The organism is Pseudomonas sp. NFACC08-1 (assembly GCF_900106735.1).
GTDB lineage: Bacteria > Pseudomonadota > Gammaproteobacteria > Pseudomonadales > Pseudomonadaceae > Aquipseudomonas > Aquipseudomonas fluorescens_Q.
Genome location: NZ_FNNL01000001.1, coordinates 228678 through 243681, shown reverse-complemented (window position 1 = coordinate 243681; position 15004 = coordinate 228678). Strand labels below are relative to the sequence as shown.

At 59.6% G+C, this 15004-nt stretch carries 10 protein-coding genes; 5 read left to right on the top strand and 5 right to left on the bottom strand.

Going from position 1 to position 15004, the window contains the following annotated elements; all coding sequences use genetic code 11:
* Positions 1-27 precede the first annotated feature (27 nt).
* On the top strand, positions 28-2214 hold the full coding sequence (locus BLU76_RS01120; RefSeq protein WP_092221195.1) for an autotransporter outer membrane beta-barrel domain-containing protein: 2187 nt from the start codon (positions 28-30) through the stop codon (positions 2212-2214).
* Between the two features lie 64 nt (positions 2215-2278).
* Here the strand turns inward: BLU76_RS01120 and oadA are convergent, their stop codons facing one another.
* On the bottom strand, positions 2279-4087 hold the full coding sequence (gene oadA / locus BLU76_RS01115; protein WP_092147661.1) for a sodium-extruding oxaloacetate decarboxylase subunit alpha: 1809 nt from the start codon (positions 4085-4087) through the stop codon (positions 2279-2281).
* A 13-nt stretch (positions 4088-4100) separates the two neighbouring features.
* Positions 4101-5516: an acetyl-CoA carboxylase biotin carboxylase subunit gene (locus BLU76_RS01110; RefSeq protein ID WP_063323719.1), complete on the bottom strand. Its 1416-nt coding sequence runs from the start codon at positions 5514-5516 to the stop codon at positions 4101-4103.
* A gap of 187 nt (positions 5517-5703) precedes the next feature.
* Between BLU76_RS01110 and BLU76_RS01105 the strand changes: the two genes are divergently transcribed.
* Complete coding sequence (locus tag BLU76_RS01105; RefSeq protein WP_013694598.1) at positions 5704-6666, top strand: LysR family transcriptional regulator; 963 nt, start codon at positions 5704-5706, stop codon at positions 6664-6666.
* Here BLU76_RS01105 and BLU76_RS01100 read toward each other — a convergent pair.
* Together BLU76_RS01100 and hexR are read right to left on the bottom strand one after the other, a co-directional pair.
* A complete protein-coding gene (locus BLU76_RS01100) occupies positions 6608-6817 on the bottom strand; it encodes a PA3496 family putative envelope integrity protein (protein ID WP_018613928.1) in 210 nt (69 codons plus the stop codon). The two genes, BLU76_RS01105 and BLU76_RS01100, sit on opposite strands and share 59 nt — an antisense overlap.
* Before the next feature lie 237 nt (positions 6818-7054).
* Positions 7055-7921: a transcriptional regulator HexR gene (gene hexR, locus BLU76_RS01095; RefSeq protein ID WP_003187110.1), complete on the bottom strand. Its 867-nt coding sequence runs from the start codon at positions 7919-7921 to the stop codon at positions 7055-7057.
* Between the two features lie 611 nt (positions 7922-8532).
* On the opposite strand from hexR, the gene BLU76_RS01090 reads away from it, so the two are divergent.
* Together BLU76_RS01090 and BLU76_RS01085 are read left to right on the top strand one after the other, a co-directional pair.
* Positions 8533-8967, top strand: a complete 435-nt coding sequence (locus BLU76_RS01090) for a DUF3757 domain-containing protein (RefSeq protein ID WP_092221193.1) — start codon at positions 8533-8535, stop codon at positions 8965-8967.
* A 308-nt stretch (positions 8968-9275) separates the two neighbouring features.
* Positions 9276-9590 carry a hypothetical protein gene (locus tag BLU76_RS01085; protein WP_092147653.1) on the top strand — a complete coding sequence of 105 codons (315 nt, stop codon included), beginning with the start codon at positions 9276-9278 and terminating at the stop codon, positions 9588-9590.
* A gap of 56 nt (positions 9591-9646) precedes the next feature.
* Here the strand turns inward: BLU76_RS01085 and BLU76_RS01080 are convergent, their stop codons facing one another.
* On the bottom strand, positions 9647-12517 hold the full coding sequence (locus BLU76_RS01080) for an EAL domain-containing protein (RefSeq protein WP_092221191.1): 2871 nt from the start codon (positions 12515-12517) through the stop codon (positions 9647-9649).
* Positions 12518-12778: 261 nt separating this feature from the next.
* On the opposite strand from BLU76_RS01080, the gene uvrD reads away from it, so the two are divergent.
* Positions 12779-14962 carry a DNA helicase II gene (gene uvrD, locus BLU76_RS01075; RefSeq protein ID WP_063323716.1) on the top strand — a complete coding sequence of 728 codons (2184 nt, stop codon included), beginning with the start codon at positions 12779-12781 and terminating at the stop codon, positions 14960-14962.
* Positions 14963-15004: the final 42 nt, after the last annotated feature.

Here is a 15004-nt window from a genome sequence, read left to right as displayed (position 1 = left end):
GACTCCTTTAATGAGAGGCCGCATTCGATGTCTATCCAACACCTATACCCACCCCAACGCCTGGCCCTGACAATTGCCCTGGTGCTCGGTTGCGCCGACGTTTCGATGGCAGGGCAACCTGCTGATCCGCCCGTCGTCCCCAAGACAACAGCCGACTTGCAAGCTCAACTCAAAACGTTCGCCGAAGCAGTGGATACCACATCGCCCAAAGTCACCAAGCCCCACAAAGGCGTAGAGAAACTGGATGACACCAACGATCTGGCCCTCGTCGGCGGACGCGGGAAGTTCAACGGCGCTGTTGATGGTGGCGGAGGAACCAACATGCTGCGATTGGAAGCCAGCAAAGGTGGAAAATTGGAAGGAGCCCATAACTTTGAGGCTTTGCATGTTGCAAAAAGCGAATGGGAACACACCGGGAATTTCACTGGCTGGGGAGTGATCGAGCCGGAAACCACGTTGATCAACACCGGCCATATCGACGGACAAATCGGGGTTCTCGGTACATTCGATAACAAGGGCGTTGTCGCCAACAACGTGATCGTCGAGCAAGACGCAGGCATGAGCAACTCAGGTGCCGTGAATGGCGCAGTCCATGTACTTGAGAAGGCCAGCTTCAGCGGCAACGGATCTGTAGGGTTCCTGAGCGTGGCAGGCCAGCTGAAGGTCGGTCCTGAAGTCGGTGCACCCTCGATCAGCGGAAACCTTGAACTGTTTAAAGGCGCTGAATTGATCTACGGCATCGATGCTGCGGGCGCCAGCGCCACGGTCAATGTCGCAGGCACTGCGACGCTGAACGATGCGACCCTGAGAATCGACGCCGTACAGGTTGAGGACATGGGCACAAGCGAGCACACCGTGATCCGTGCGAAGCAGATCGAGGGGGCGTTCGGCACGATCATCAACAATCTCCCCTTCATGACCGCGACCCCGCACTACAGCGGGACGGAGGTTGGCCTGACGTATGCGCGCAATGGCGTTCCACTCAACGCTGCAGCAAAGAACGAAAATGCAGAAAGACTCGCCGGCAGTATCAAAGAACCGCAAACGGCCACGCCACTACCGCCCAAGACTGTCGACAATGTAGCGGCTGCTGAGGCATCTACAACTCAAGCAAAAGTCGATGATCCGGCACAACGTCCCCGCCAAGCGTCGCCAGTCGTCAGCATTGAACCGAAACCCACCAGCCTGCCGCACAACATCCCCGTCGCGAAACCCAACGCCGCCATCAACGCCCTGCTCGGCAGCAACCTGGTCACCGCCGCCGATGGCCTCGACCAGTTGAGCGGCTACGACACCGCCGACCTGGGCAACGCTACCCTGAGCAGTGTCACGCCCATCAGCACCGGCATGCTCGCGGCCATGGGCCAGAACACTCCGCAGGGCGCCCACGGCAATGGGCAGGTCTGGGTCCAGGCCATCGGCAACAGTGGCCGCATCGGTAAGCACCTGGACGACTACGCGCTAAAGCATTCGACAACAGGTTTGCTGTTGGGAACCGACTGGGCGATCAACCCGACTTGGCGGCTGGGGATCATCGGCGCCAAGAGCGAGACGCGGCTGGACGGTCATCGATTCGAGGGCCGGCTCGACAGTTGGCATGTCGGCGCCTATGCCTTGCGTCAGGATGGACCGCTGGCGCTACGCCTGGGCGCGGTGTATGGCGATCACGACGGCAGCACCAAGCGCCACGTGGCTTTCAACGGTTTCAGCGATCGACTCAAAGGTCGTTACGACGCCAACACGCAGCAGGTCTTCGGGCAAGTCGGCTACAACCTGGACATCGGGCATTTCGATATCGAGCCCTACGTCCAAGTGGGCTACCAGCGCTACCAACGCGATCACTTCACGGAGAAAGGTGGCGACGCCGCGTTGCGGTACAACAGCCAGGCACAGGAAAACTACACCAGCGAGCTGGGCCTGCACCTCGCCCGCCCCTTCGTTCTGGACCAGGGAGCGCGGTTGACGCCGCGCCTGAATGTCGGCTGGAAACACCTCTATGGCGACGTCCGAGGCAGCTCCCGGCAACGTCTGGTCGACGGCGGCATGACCTATACCGTCGAGGGCATCGAGCTGGACCGGGACAGCTTGCTGCTGGAAGCCGGACTGGACCTGGCCGTTTCGCCACGACACACATTGGGGGTGAGCTACAAGGGTGAAACCGGCCAGGACAACCGCAACGGTGCGCTGATGGGGCAGTGGCGGATGATGTTCTGACAGGCAAAAAAAAAGGGGAGCACATGCCCCCCCGAGGTTAAAACGGTGTATCGAGACTGTTAAATCAGCCTTCGATCTCGATCAGGATCTCGCCCGGATTGACCCGGTCGCCCTTGACCACATGAATCGCGGTGACCTTGCCGGCGATGGCCGCCTGCACTTCGGTTTCCATCTTCATGGCTTCGGTGATCAGGACGGCTTGGCCGGCCTTCACCACATCGCCCTCCTTGACCAGCACATCGACGATGTTGCCGGGCATGGTGGTGCTGACGTGGCCCGGCGCAGTGGCTTGCTTGCGCTTGCTGCTGCCGCCGCCGACAAATTCATTGAGCGGTTCGAACACGACCTCTTCGGGCATGCCATCGATGGACAGGTAGAAGTGACGCTTGCCTTCGGCCTTGACGCCCACCCCGGTGATGTCGACGCGGTAGGTTTCGCCGTGAACGTCGATGACGAACTCGGTCGGCACGCCTTCACCGCCCACCGAGCTCACGCTACCCGCCTCAGGGATCGGCAAGAGCACTTCCGGAGTCAAGGTGCCGGCTTCGCGCTCTTCCAGGAACTTGCGACCGATGTCCGGGAACATGGCGTAGGTCAGTACGTCCTCCTCGGACTTGGCCAGCGCACCGATTTCACCGCGCAGCTTGGTCATTTCCGGCTTGAGCAAATCGGCCGGACGCACATCGATCACGTCTTCGCTGCCGATGGCCTGGCGACGCAATTTCTCGTTCACCGAACCTGGCGCCTTGCCGTAGCCGCCCTGCAGATAGAGCTTCACTTCGTTGGTGATGGTCTTGTAGCGCTCACCGGCCAACACGTTGAAGAACGCCTGGGTACCGACGATCTGCGAGGTCGGGGTCACCAGCGGCGGGAAGCCGAGGTCTTCGCGCACCCGCGGGATTTCCGCCAGCACTTCATTCATCCGGTTCAGCGCGCCCTGCTCTTTCAACTGGTTGGCGAGGTTGGAGATCATCCCGCCCGGTACCTGGTTGACCTGGACGCGGGTGTCCACCGCGGTGAACTCGCTTTCGAACTGGTGGTATTTCTTGCGCACCGCGTAGAAGTACAGGCCGATTTCCTGCAACAGTTCCAGGTCCAGGCCGGTGTCGAACTCACTGCCTTTAAGGGCCGCAACCATCGACTCGGTACCGGGATGGCTGGTGCCCCAGGCGAAACTGGAGATCGCGGTGTCGATGTGATCGGCACCGTTTTCGATCGCCTTGAGCTGGCACATCGCAGCCAGGCCGGCGGTGTCGTGGGAGTGGATAAAGACTGGCAGCGACTGCTCGCTCTTCAGCGCCTTGACCAGCTCGCCAGTGGCATACGGGGTCAGCAGGCCGGCCATGTCCTTGATCGCCACCGAGTCGCAACCCATGGCTTCCATTTGTTTGGCCTGGGCCACGAACGCATCGATGGTGTGCACCGGGCTGGTGGTGTAGGCGATGGTGCCCTGGGCATGCTTGCCGGCAGCCTTCACCGCTTCGATGGCGACTTTCAGGTTACGCACGTCGTTCATCGCATCGAAAATACGGAACACGTCGATGCCGTTGACCGCCGCTTTTGCCACGAACGCCCTGACCACGTCATCGCTGTAGTGGCGATAGCCCAGCAGGTTCTGGCCGCGCAGCAGCATTTGCAGACGGGTGTTGGGCAGCGCCGCGCGCAGTTGGCGCAGGCGTTCCCACGGGTCTTCCTTCAGGAAGCGTACGCAGGCATCGAATGTCGCGCCGCCCCAGACTTCCAGCGACCAATAGCCGACTTTGTCGAGCTTGTCGCAGATCGGCAGCATGTCTTCGGTGCGCATGCGGGTGGCAAGCAGCGATTGGTGGGCGTCGCGCAGGATTGTGTCGGTAACAAAGATCTTCTTGGACATGGTCATACTTTCCTTACAGGCCTGCGTGGGCGGCAATGGCGGCGGCGATGGCCAGGGCCAGCTCTTCGGGTTTGCGCTTGATCGAGTAGTTGGTCAGTTCCGGATGGCTTTCCACGAAGCTGGTATTGAACTGGCCGCTACGGAATTCCGGGTTGCGCAGGATCTCCTGGTAATACGCGGCGGTGGTCTTGACCCCCTGCAGGCGCATGTCATCCAGGGCTCGCAGGCCACGGTCCATCGCCTCTTCCCAGGTCAATGCCCAGACCACCAGTTTCAGGCACATCGAATCGTAGAACGGCGGAATGGTGTAGCCGGTGTAGATCGCCGTGTCGGTGCGCACACCCGGGCCGCCAGGGGCGTAGTAGCGGGTGATCTTGCCGAAGCTGGGCAGGAAGTTGTTTTTCGGGTCTTCGGCGTTGATCCGGAACTGCAACGCAAAACCCCGGTGCACGATGTCTTCCTGCTTGACCGACAGTGGCAGCCCGGACGCGATACGGATCTGTTCGCGAACGATGTCGATACCGGTGATTTCTTCGGTGATGGTGTGTTCCACCTGCACCCGGGTGTTCATCTCCATGAAGTACACCTCGCCTTCGGCGAGCAGGAACTCCACGGTGCCGGCATTCTCGTAGCCCACGGCCTTGGCCGCGCGCACCGACAGGTCGCCGATGTAGGCGCGCTGCTCGGGCGTCAGTTGCGGGCTGGGCGCGATCTCGATCAGTTTCTGGTTGCGGCGCTGGATCGAGCAATCACGCTCGAACAGGTGCACCACGTTGCCGAAACTGTCCCCCAGGATCTGCGCTTCGATATGCTTGGGGTTGACGATGCATTTTTCCAGGAACACTTCCGCCGAACCAAACGCCTTGGTGGCTTCGGAAATGACCCGCGGGAAGGCCTGTTCGAGTTCTTCGCGGCTGTTGCAGCGACGGATACCACGACCGCCGCCGCCGGACGTGGCCTTGAGCATCACCGGGTAACCGATCCGATCACCTTCGGTCAGCGCTTCTTCAATGCCCGATACGTTGCCTTCGGTGCCGGGCGTGACCGGTACACCGGCCTTGATCATGCTGCGGCGCGCTTCGGTCTTGTCGCCCATGCGGCGAATCACTTCCGCCGACGGACCAATGAATTTGATTCCGCGTTCAGCGCAGATGTCTGCCAGTTCGGCGTTTTCCGAGAGAAAACCGTAGCCAGGGTGCAAGGCATCACAGCCGGTTTCCACTGCCAGGTTCACCAGTTTGCGCGGGTTCAGATAGCCGGCCAGCGGATCGGCGCCGATGCTGTGGGCCTCGTCCGCACGCTTGACATGCAACGCATGGCGGTCCGCGTCGGAGTAGACCGCGACCGAGCGAATGCCCATCTCGGCGCAGGCGCGCACGATTCGAACGGCAATTTCACCACGGTTGGCGATCAGGATCTTTGTTATCAATTGGAGGTTCCCTTGAGCCGGTGATACCACGGCCTGGGGTCCAGGCCGGCGCGTGACCAGATGTAACAATTGGTCGCAGCCCCACACTAGTCCTGGCTGTTGATTAACAAAAATGAATATTTATTGGGTCATGCATAAGCAAAGACTTATAGTTGTGCTAATCGTCCCGGTCGAGAGTGCTTAGAAAATGCGTAAGTCATTGATGCGTATGACATTGCGTCAATTGCAGATTTTCAACGAGGTGTGCGACCTGAGGTCCTACAGCCGTGCAGCTGATGAAATGTCTCTCACTCAACCGGCCGTTAGCCTACAGATTCGATCCCTTGAAGAGCTGATTGGCCAGCCACTGTTTGAGTATGTAGGCAAAAAACTCTACATGACCGAGGCCGCCGAAGCGCTGCAACGCGCCAGCCGGGACATCTTCGGGCGCCTGGAAAACCTCGATATGCAGCTCTCGGACATGCAGGGCTCACTGCAAGGCCAATTGAAGCTGGCGGTGGAGTCCAGTGCCAAGTACTTCGTCCCGCACCTGTTCGCCGCGTTCAAGCGCCAGCATCCGGAGGTCAACCTGAACCTCACGGTGGTCAATCGCGGACAGGTCATCCGGCGACTCTCCGACAACCGTGATGACTTGGTGATCATGTCCATGGTGCCTCAGGACATGGGGTTGGAATTCCTACCGTTCCTCAACAATCCGATCGTGGCCGTGGCACCGCCGGATCATCCGCTGTGCCACATGGGCCCGCTGCGCTTGCAAGACCTGGAGCCCTATACGCTGCTGTTGCGCGAACCGGGGTCCGGCACGCGACTGGCCTGCGAGGAGTACTTCAAGGAGAAACGGGTGCATTTCACCCAGACACTGGAAGTGGCGTCGGCGGAGGCCCAGCGCGAGTGCGTGGTGGCCGGGCTGGGCGTGGCACTGTTGACGCGCCACGCCGTGAGCCGGGAATTGTCGTCCGGCGCACTCATCGAGCTGCCGGTGGAGGAGTTGCCGCTGTATCGCAGTTGGTGCCTGGTGCAGGCCCGGGCCAAACGCCTGTCACCGGTGGCTCACGCCTTCCTGGCGTTCGTTCGCGGTGAGCGCGCTCAGATCATCGGCCTGGTTGAGCGTTTCGACGGGAAGCCGCCGGCGTTGCCTGCCAGTAATTGAACTCTGCCGCGTCAGGAAATTCGCTGATTTCGGCCAGGAGCTGGCGCTGTTCATAGCGGTCTTCGATGGCACGACGGAACGCCATGCGGCGCTGGTCTTCCTGCTGACGACGGGTTTTGACGGCGCTGCGTTCTTCGTAGGACTGGGTCATGTCGAGACTCCCAAGACGTATACGGGAGCTTTACGATGACGGCGCGGGATGACGGTTTGGCGGCGCGTGCGTTACAGAACGATGAATTCGGGTCGGATGACACCCTGTGGCGAGGGAGCTTGCTCCCGCTGGGTTGCGAAGCGACCCCGAACGATTATCCAGACACAGCAGGTTTGCGACTGCTGCGCAGCCGAGCGGGAGCAAGCTCCCTCGCCACAGAAGCCCCAGGACCAGGGCTCAGTCATCCAACGCCTTCACCGACTTGGGCGACAGCCGCAAGCTGCGCAGGCTGCGCTTCACACTCTTGAGGTGGTTGACCAGGCTTGGACCACGAGCCATGGCGACGCCCATCGCCAATACGTCAATCACCACCAGGTGGGCAATGCGCGAGGTCAGCGGCGTGTAGATCTCGGTGTCTTCATGCACGTCGATGGCCAGGTTCACCGTGGACAGTTCCGCCAATGGCGTCTGGCTCGGGCACAAGGTGATCAGTGAAGCGCCGCTTTCGCGCACCAGGTTCGCGGTGATCAGCAAGTCCTTGGAACGCCCCGACTGGGAAATGCAAATCGCCACATCGGTGGGTTTCAAGGTCACCGCTGACATGGCCTGCATGTGCGGGTCGGAATAGGCTGCAGCCGTCAGTAGCAACCGGAAGAACTTGTGCTGGGCATCGGCTGCTACCGCGCCCGACGCGCCGAAGCCATAAAACTCGACACGCTGGGCCTGGGACATGGCCGTGACGGCTTTTTGCAACGCCACCGGGTCGAGCTTCTCGCGAACCTCCATCAGCGTATGCAGGGTCGTGTCGAAGATTTTCAGGCTGTAGTCCGCCACTGAATCGTCTTCGTGGATCGCAAACTGACCGAAGCTCGCACCGGCGGCGAGGCTTTGCGCCAGCTTGAGTTTCAGGTCCTGGAAACCCGAGCAACCGATGGCCCGGCAGAAACGCACGATGGTCGGTTCGCTGATGCCGACGCTGTGGGCAAGATCGGCCATGGAGCTATGCATCACGGCCGCCGGATCAAGCAGTACGTGATCGGCGACTTTCAGCTCCGACTTGCGCAGCAAATGGCGTGACTGGGCGATGTGTTGCAACAGGTTCAAGGGGCTGGACTCTTGTTATGGGCAGGTGCTGGGATGTAGCAAGCTTGTAGTTATACTACAAGAATTGGCTTTTTGCCTGCCCCAATACGTAACCGGGTTAGCCTGCTACCCCTTGTTTTCGCGGAGAACGAGCCATGTAGCCACCCAGGAAGGCTCTGATGCGCGAGAAACCTCACTCATCCCTGAACCAGAGGCCTCCGAAAGTGGCTGACTGGTTAGGGAAACGCTGGAAAGACTTCCAAATTGGGTGAAGCACTTGTCTCACACGCACCGAACGGTTGAATTGCGATGAACCAGAGGGTGGTGCGCAAACGGCAATTGAGCCCAGTCGAGGCGCGTCTCACTTGCTCGACCAACTTAAAATGCTGCCCGCCGCCTATCAATCACACAAAACCCACCTCCCAAATAATATTATTTCCGCTGATTTTTTCCGTTTATCAAACGCATTAAACCCACCTGCCTCGTTCACAAAACAGCTGCGTTTACTTAAACCTCAGATTCTGTTACACAAACTCACCCTCGCATTGATAGTGCTTTTCATTTTGTCTTGCTAGCATAAAAATTCCTTACCTTACTCAAAAATTTAATAAACACCAAACAGAAGACTGATAATGGAATACAAACACATATACCTTGCAGGGCTTTTTTTTCTCAACACTCAAGCTTTTGCTGTGTCTCAAGAATTTTGCCCGGAAGCACAAAATATTCATCTTACAGGCGCATACTATTCGGCCGAGGGTGGATGGTTAGGCCAAGCACAAACAGGTGACAATAGTCCATTGCAGCGCTTTGTCGGCGGTATCTACCAGCCCAAGGATGGCTCTTCCAGCCCAACGGGTGGACATATAGCGAGGTGTACCTACACGACCCAAAACGGCAACGAGGTCAATCTACTATACCCACTGAACGCACAGGGAAAAACTGCAGTGGTAAAGCTTGAAAAACTGGAAAACTGGAAAACCGCAGAAGGTTATTTCGGAACAACTATCTATGAGTGCACAACCCAAGCGAAAGGAGCCTGTGCGTTCTCCCGACTCAAAGAATAAACCGCTAACCAAGGGGCTTACCTGCGGTGAGATGCAACTGCCTTGCACCTCACCGCAGGTACACGTTTAAAATTACTGGGAGCTCTTTCACAAGTCTAATTCGGGCGAAACCAACTTATTAGCAGCAGAGAACCACGGACCATTTAGTTCCGCTCAAGCAACAATATTCAAACAGTAGAAACAAGCCCCCTCCTGACAACCAACTTTCGCTTACAATATCAACCACAACAACCCTCACCACTCTCAGTCAAATCCGATATATTGGCCTCGCAGGACGCAATCAACTTAACGTACAGGAGTTACCCACTATGAGCATTACTACTAAAGATTGGACCGCACAAATTGACCGTATGCCCGGCGCCGCTTCGTTCCGCGTCTATGGATCGGTAGAGGTATCGAACAGTGGTATCACACCAAAGTTGGTACTGAGTGAAACACAAGACAAATCCTTCGATCTACGCCTGGATTTGCAACTGGAACAAAGTGATGAAGTTGCACTGCAAGTTATCACGCACAAACAGGTCGAATACAAAGTGCTTGGCGACTCGAACGTAACCGGAGTCAGCATCTTCTTCAACAATCAACTCGTTCATCACATTGATGAAGTCATGATTACCCATTAATACCTCATCATGTTCCCGTCGGAGCGACACCGTGCGTGCCACTCCGACGGGACGTTTCACTCCTGGCGTTGCTCCCGCAGCAGTTGGGCCAGGCCCTCGGCCTCGACCGGCCGGCTGATGAGATAGCCCTGGACCTCGTCGCATCGCTCGGCTTCCAGGAACTCAAGCTGCCCCTGCCGCTCCACGCCTTCAGCCACTACCTTGAGCGACAAGCCATGAGCCATTGCAATGATTGCCCGGGTAATTGCCGCATCCACGCTGCCCTCACCCAGCCCGCGAATGAACGCCTGGTCGATCTTCACGTAATCCACCGGGATGCGCTTGAGATAACTCAGGGATGAGTAGCCAGTGCCGAAATCGTCGATCGCCAGCTTGACCCCAAGGTCACGCAATTGCTGGAACGTAGCGATGATGTGTTCAACGCTGTCGAGCAACTGGCTCTCGGTCAACTCCAGTTCCAGGTATTGAGGGGCCAGACCGGTTTCCTCCAGTACCTGTCGCACCAGGCTGACCAGCTTGCCTTGGCGCAGTTGATGTACCGACAGATTGACCGACACCCTGATCGGCGCGAGCCCCTGGCGCTGCCATTCGCATGCCTGCCAACAAGCCTGGCGCAATACGAATTCGCCGATCGGCCCGATCAACCCGGTCTCTTCGGCCAGGCCAATGAAATCCCCCGGCGGTACCCGACCCATGGCCGGATGATCCCAACGCACCAACGCCTCGGCGGCGTTCAGGCGTCCGGTCGCCAGGCACAGTTTTGGCTGATAAAAAACCTTCAGTTGCTGCTCTTCCAAGGCCTTGCGCAGCTGATTCTCCAGTTGCAGGCGCTCCAGCGTGCTGGCCTGGAGGCTGTCGGTGTAGAACTGGAAATTGTTGCCGCCCAAATGCTTGGCATGTTGCATGGCCATGTTCGCCTGGCTGACCAGCATGGCAACTTCTCGCGTGTTGTCGGGCAACAGGCTGATGCCGATCGAGGCACTAAGCACCAGTTCATGGCCCTCTATGGTCAGTGGCACACGCAGCTTGGCGGCCAGCCGAGTCGCCACCCGCGCCAGGCTCGAAAGGTTGCCATAGGCATCGAACAACACCGCAAACTCATCGCCCGATAGCCGCGCGATGGTATCCGCCTCGGGCAGCGCATTGATCAGGCGTCGTGCCATTTTCTGCAGCAACTGGTCGGCGATGTCATGGCCGAGGCTGTCGTTGAGCAACTTGAAACGGTCCAGGTTGATATGCAGCAACGCCAGGCTGCGCCGTCCGCCCTGGCGCACACGCTGATGAGCTTCGTGCAGGCGCTCACGAAACAGCGAGCGATTGGCCAGCCCGGTCAATTCGTCGTAATGGGTCAGGTAGCGCATCCGCTCTTCGGATTCGCGTCGCGCCGAAAGATCGGCGAAGAAGCCCACGATATGACTGACATTTCCCCGCGCATTGCGCACAACGTTCAGTTGCAGCCATTGCGGATACAACTCGCCGTTGGCCCGCGCCTCCACCAACTCACCCTGCCAAGTGCCGTGCTGCTTGAGCGCTTGGCGAATGATCGGGTAATGCCGGCGCGCGTCGCGACTGCACGGCAGGTCCACCACGTTGCGCCCGAGCATGTCATCGATATTGAAACCGGTGACCCGCGTGAACGCCTGATTGGCAGCGAGTAGCACGTAGTGGGGGTCGAAAATCACGATACCTTCGCTGGCGGCTTCGAACACTGTGGCCGCCAGTTGCCGTTGCTGCTCGAGTTCCTTGCTGGTGCTGATGTCTCGCCGGGTACCGACCATACGCAGCACCCGTCCGCTGACGCTGCGCTCCACAGCCCGACCGCGGTCTTCGATCCAGACCCAGTGGCCATCGCCGTGGCGCACACGGTATTCGATCTGGTAATCCTCGCTGCGGCCCTTGAGGTGTTCGACCAAGGCCCGCTTGAGCGCCGGCAGGTCCTGAGGGTGCAGGCGCGGAGTGAGGTGAGTGAGCATCGCCGTGATGTATTCGGGCTCCAGGCCGAAGAGCTCCTTGAGCTGAGTGTGATGGACTTCGTCAGTCTGCAGGTTCCAATCCCACAACCCCAGCTCACTGGCCTTGAGCGCCAGGGCCAGACGCGCCTCACTCTTGCTCAGGGCCTGGCTGGCGACTTCCAGTTCAAGACTGCGCTGCGCGACCCGCGCCTCCAGGCCAACCTGGGCCGCTCGCAGTTTTTCCTCCGCAGAACGGCGTTGCTCGACCTCCCGGGCCAGCGCGTCGTTGAGCTGGGCACTGCGGGTTTGTGCTTGCTGCAGATGCTCGATCAGCGCCTGGTTCTGGAAGCGCCGTAACAGGCCGCTTTGGATCAAGCGGTTGACTTGCCAGGCGACCACGCTCAGCGAGACCAGCACGATCAGCCCAAGCCAGCCCCACCCGCGTTGCTGCTCGTCGCCGCCCCAGAAGAGGTAGCCGATGGCCGGTAATAGGCAGGGCAAGGTAAAGGACAGGAATGCGGGAAGGCTCACCGCGTAGGCCACGCTGGCCGACAGGGCGGCCGCGCCAATCAGGCCGAACACCCAGGCCTGCTGCTGGAAACTGTCAGCCGGGACCAGCGCGATACCGGCCCCAGCCAGCGTCAGGCCGGTCATCGCCGAGCCCAGCAAAAACATACGCAACCAGATCGGGTGTGCCTGGCGGCTCGGCATCGCCGAATCGAAAGCCGCCACCTGGATCACCCGTAAGGCCACCAGCGACAACAACCAGACGAGCCAGACGCTGACCAGAAAATAGCGCCGCGGCTCCCATAACAGCGCGGCGCAGACCAGACCATTGAGCAGCATGAACAGCGTAGGCAGCAGCGAGCCTTGATACAACAGACGTGTGCGCTCGACCGCCATCTCCATGGCGTACTGCTTGCAGATGACCCGCGGCTCCACACAGGGGCCCGCCGGATCGGAATTGAGGGTCATTGGCACTGTTTTTGTTCTTATTCAGTGGAGCGTGGAGAACCCGAAACAAGCACCGAGCATACACAAGCCACGGGGCATCCCACACTGCCCCAGCTCATAAAAAAACGGAAAAAAGTCGCTGTTTCATTGGGTGGCGACCCTTTCGAGCGAGTCCCGCCAACGCCTGTAGCCCATGACCCACCGGTCATCATCAAGCGGTCTTTTATCGGCTGATGCAAAGCTCGGTTTGCCCGGGATGACGCCGCCCCCTAGAATGCCCCGATGCGCGATGATCTCTCCCTTCTGCTGAACTCCCTCAACGATGCCCAACGTCAGGCCGTAGCTGCCTCCGTGGGTCGTCAGTTGGTCCTGGCCGGTGCCGGCTCCGGTAAAACCCGAGTGCTGGTGCACCGTATCGCCTGGTTGATCCAGGTCGAGAACGCCTCGCCCCATTCGATCCTGTCGGTGACGTTCACCAACAAGGCCGCGGCCGAGATGCGCCATCGCATCGAACAACTGATGGGCATCAACCCTGCCGGCATGTGGGTCGGCACCTTTCACGGCCTGGCACACCGCTTGTTGCGGGCGCATTGGCAGGAGGCCGGGCTGAGCCAGACCTTCCAGATCCTGGACAGCGACGACCAGCAACGTCTGGTCAAGCGGGTAATCCGCGAACTGGGCCTGGACGAGCAGCGCTGGCCGGCCCGCCAGGCCCAGTGGTTCATCAACGGCCAGAAAGACGAAGGCCTGCGCCCGCAGCACATCCAGGCCAGCGGCGACTTGTTCCTGGCGACCATGCGCAGCATCTATGAGGCCTACGAGGCGGCGTGCCAGCGTGCCGGGGTGATCGACTTTTCCGAGCTGCTGCTACGGGCGCTGGACCTGTGGCGCGACCACCCAGGCCTGCTAGCCCACTACCAGAAGCGCTTCCGGCATGTACTGGTGGACGAATTCCAGGACACCAATGCCGTGCAATACGCCTGGTTGCGCCTGCTCGCCAAGGGCGGCGACAGCCTGATGGTGGTGGGTGACGATGACCAGTCGATCTACGGCTGGCGCGGTGCCAAGATCGAAAACATTCACCAGTACTCGGCGGACTTCCCGGACGCCGAAGTCATCCGTCTGGAACAGAATTACCGCTCCACCGCCGGCATCCTCAAGGCCGCCAACGCCCTGATCGCCAACAACACAGGGCGTCTGGGCAAGGAATTGTGGACCGATGGCGGCGAAGGCGAAGCGATCAATCTCTACGCCGCCTTCAACGAACACGATGAAGCCCGCTACGTGGTGGAAACCATCGAAAGCGCGCTGAAAACCGGCCTGGCCCGCAGCGACATCGCCATCCTGTACCGTTCCAACGCCCAGTCGCGGGTATTGGAAGAAGCCTTGTTGCGCGAACGGATCCCGTACCGCATCTACGGCGGCCAGCGCTTCTTCGAGCGTGCTGAAATCAAGAACGCCATGGCCTACCTGCGCCTGATCGAAGGACGCGGCAACGACGCGGCCCTGGAACGGGTGATCAACGTGCCAACACGGGGCATCGGTGAAAAAACCGTTGAAGCGATTCGCGATCACGCGCGCCACAGCCACGTGTCCATGTGGGAAGCCATGCACCAACTGGTCGTCAACAAAGGCATGACCGGTCGCGCCGCTGGCGCCCTGAAGGCCTTCATGGACCTGATCGAGGACCTGGCCGCCAAGTGCGGGGAAATGCCGCTGCACTTGATGACCCAGACCGTCATTGAGCAGTCCGGCCTGATCGCCTACCACGAAGCGGAAAAAGGCGAGAAAGGCCAGGCCCGGGTGGAAAACCTTGAGGAACTGGTCAGCGCCGCGCGCAACTTCGAAAGTACCGAAGAAGACAAAGACCTGACACCGCTGTCGGCCTTCCTGGGTCACGCCTCCCTGGAAGCCGGCGACACCCAGGCCGACGAACATGAAGACAGCATCCAGCTGATGACCCTGCACAGCGCCAAAGGCCTGGAATTCCCCTACGTGTTCCTCGTGGGTATGGAAGAAGGCCTGTTCCCCCACAAGATGAGCCTGGAAGAACCGGGACGCCTGGAAGAGGAACGGCGCCTGGCCTACGTCGGTATCACCCGCGCCATGCAGAATCTGGTACTGACCTACGCCGAAACCCGACGTTTGTATGGCAGCGAGACCTACAACAAGGTGTCGCGCTTCGTACGTGAAGTACCGAAGGGCCTGATCCAGGAAGTGCGGCTGTCCAACAGTGTCAGCCGTCCGTTCGGTGGCGGCCAGCAGCAAAGCACCAGCAGCCTGTTCGGCGGCAGCGACATCCCGGAAACCGGCTTCAGCCTCGGCCAGACCGTACGGCATTCGGTATTCGGCGACGGCGTGATCCTCAACTTCGAGGGTGCCGGCGCCCAGGCGCGGGTGCAGGTGAACTTCAGCGAAGGCAGCAAGTGGCTGATGCTGGGGTATGCCAAGCTGGAAGCGATCTAAAGATTTCGTAAGAAGCACCTTGCTGTGGGAGCAAGGCTTGCC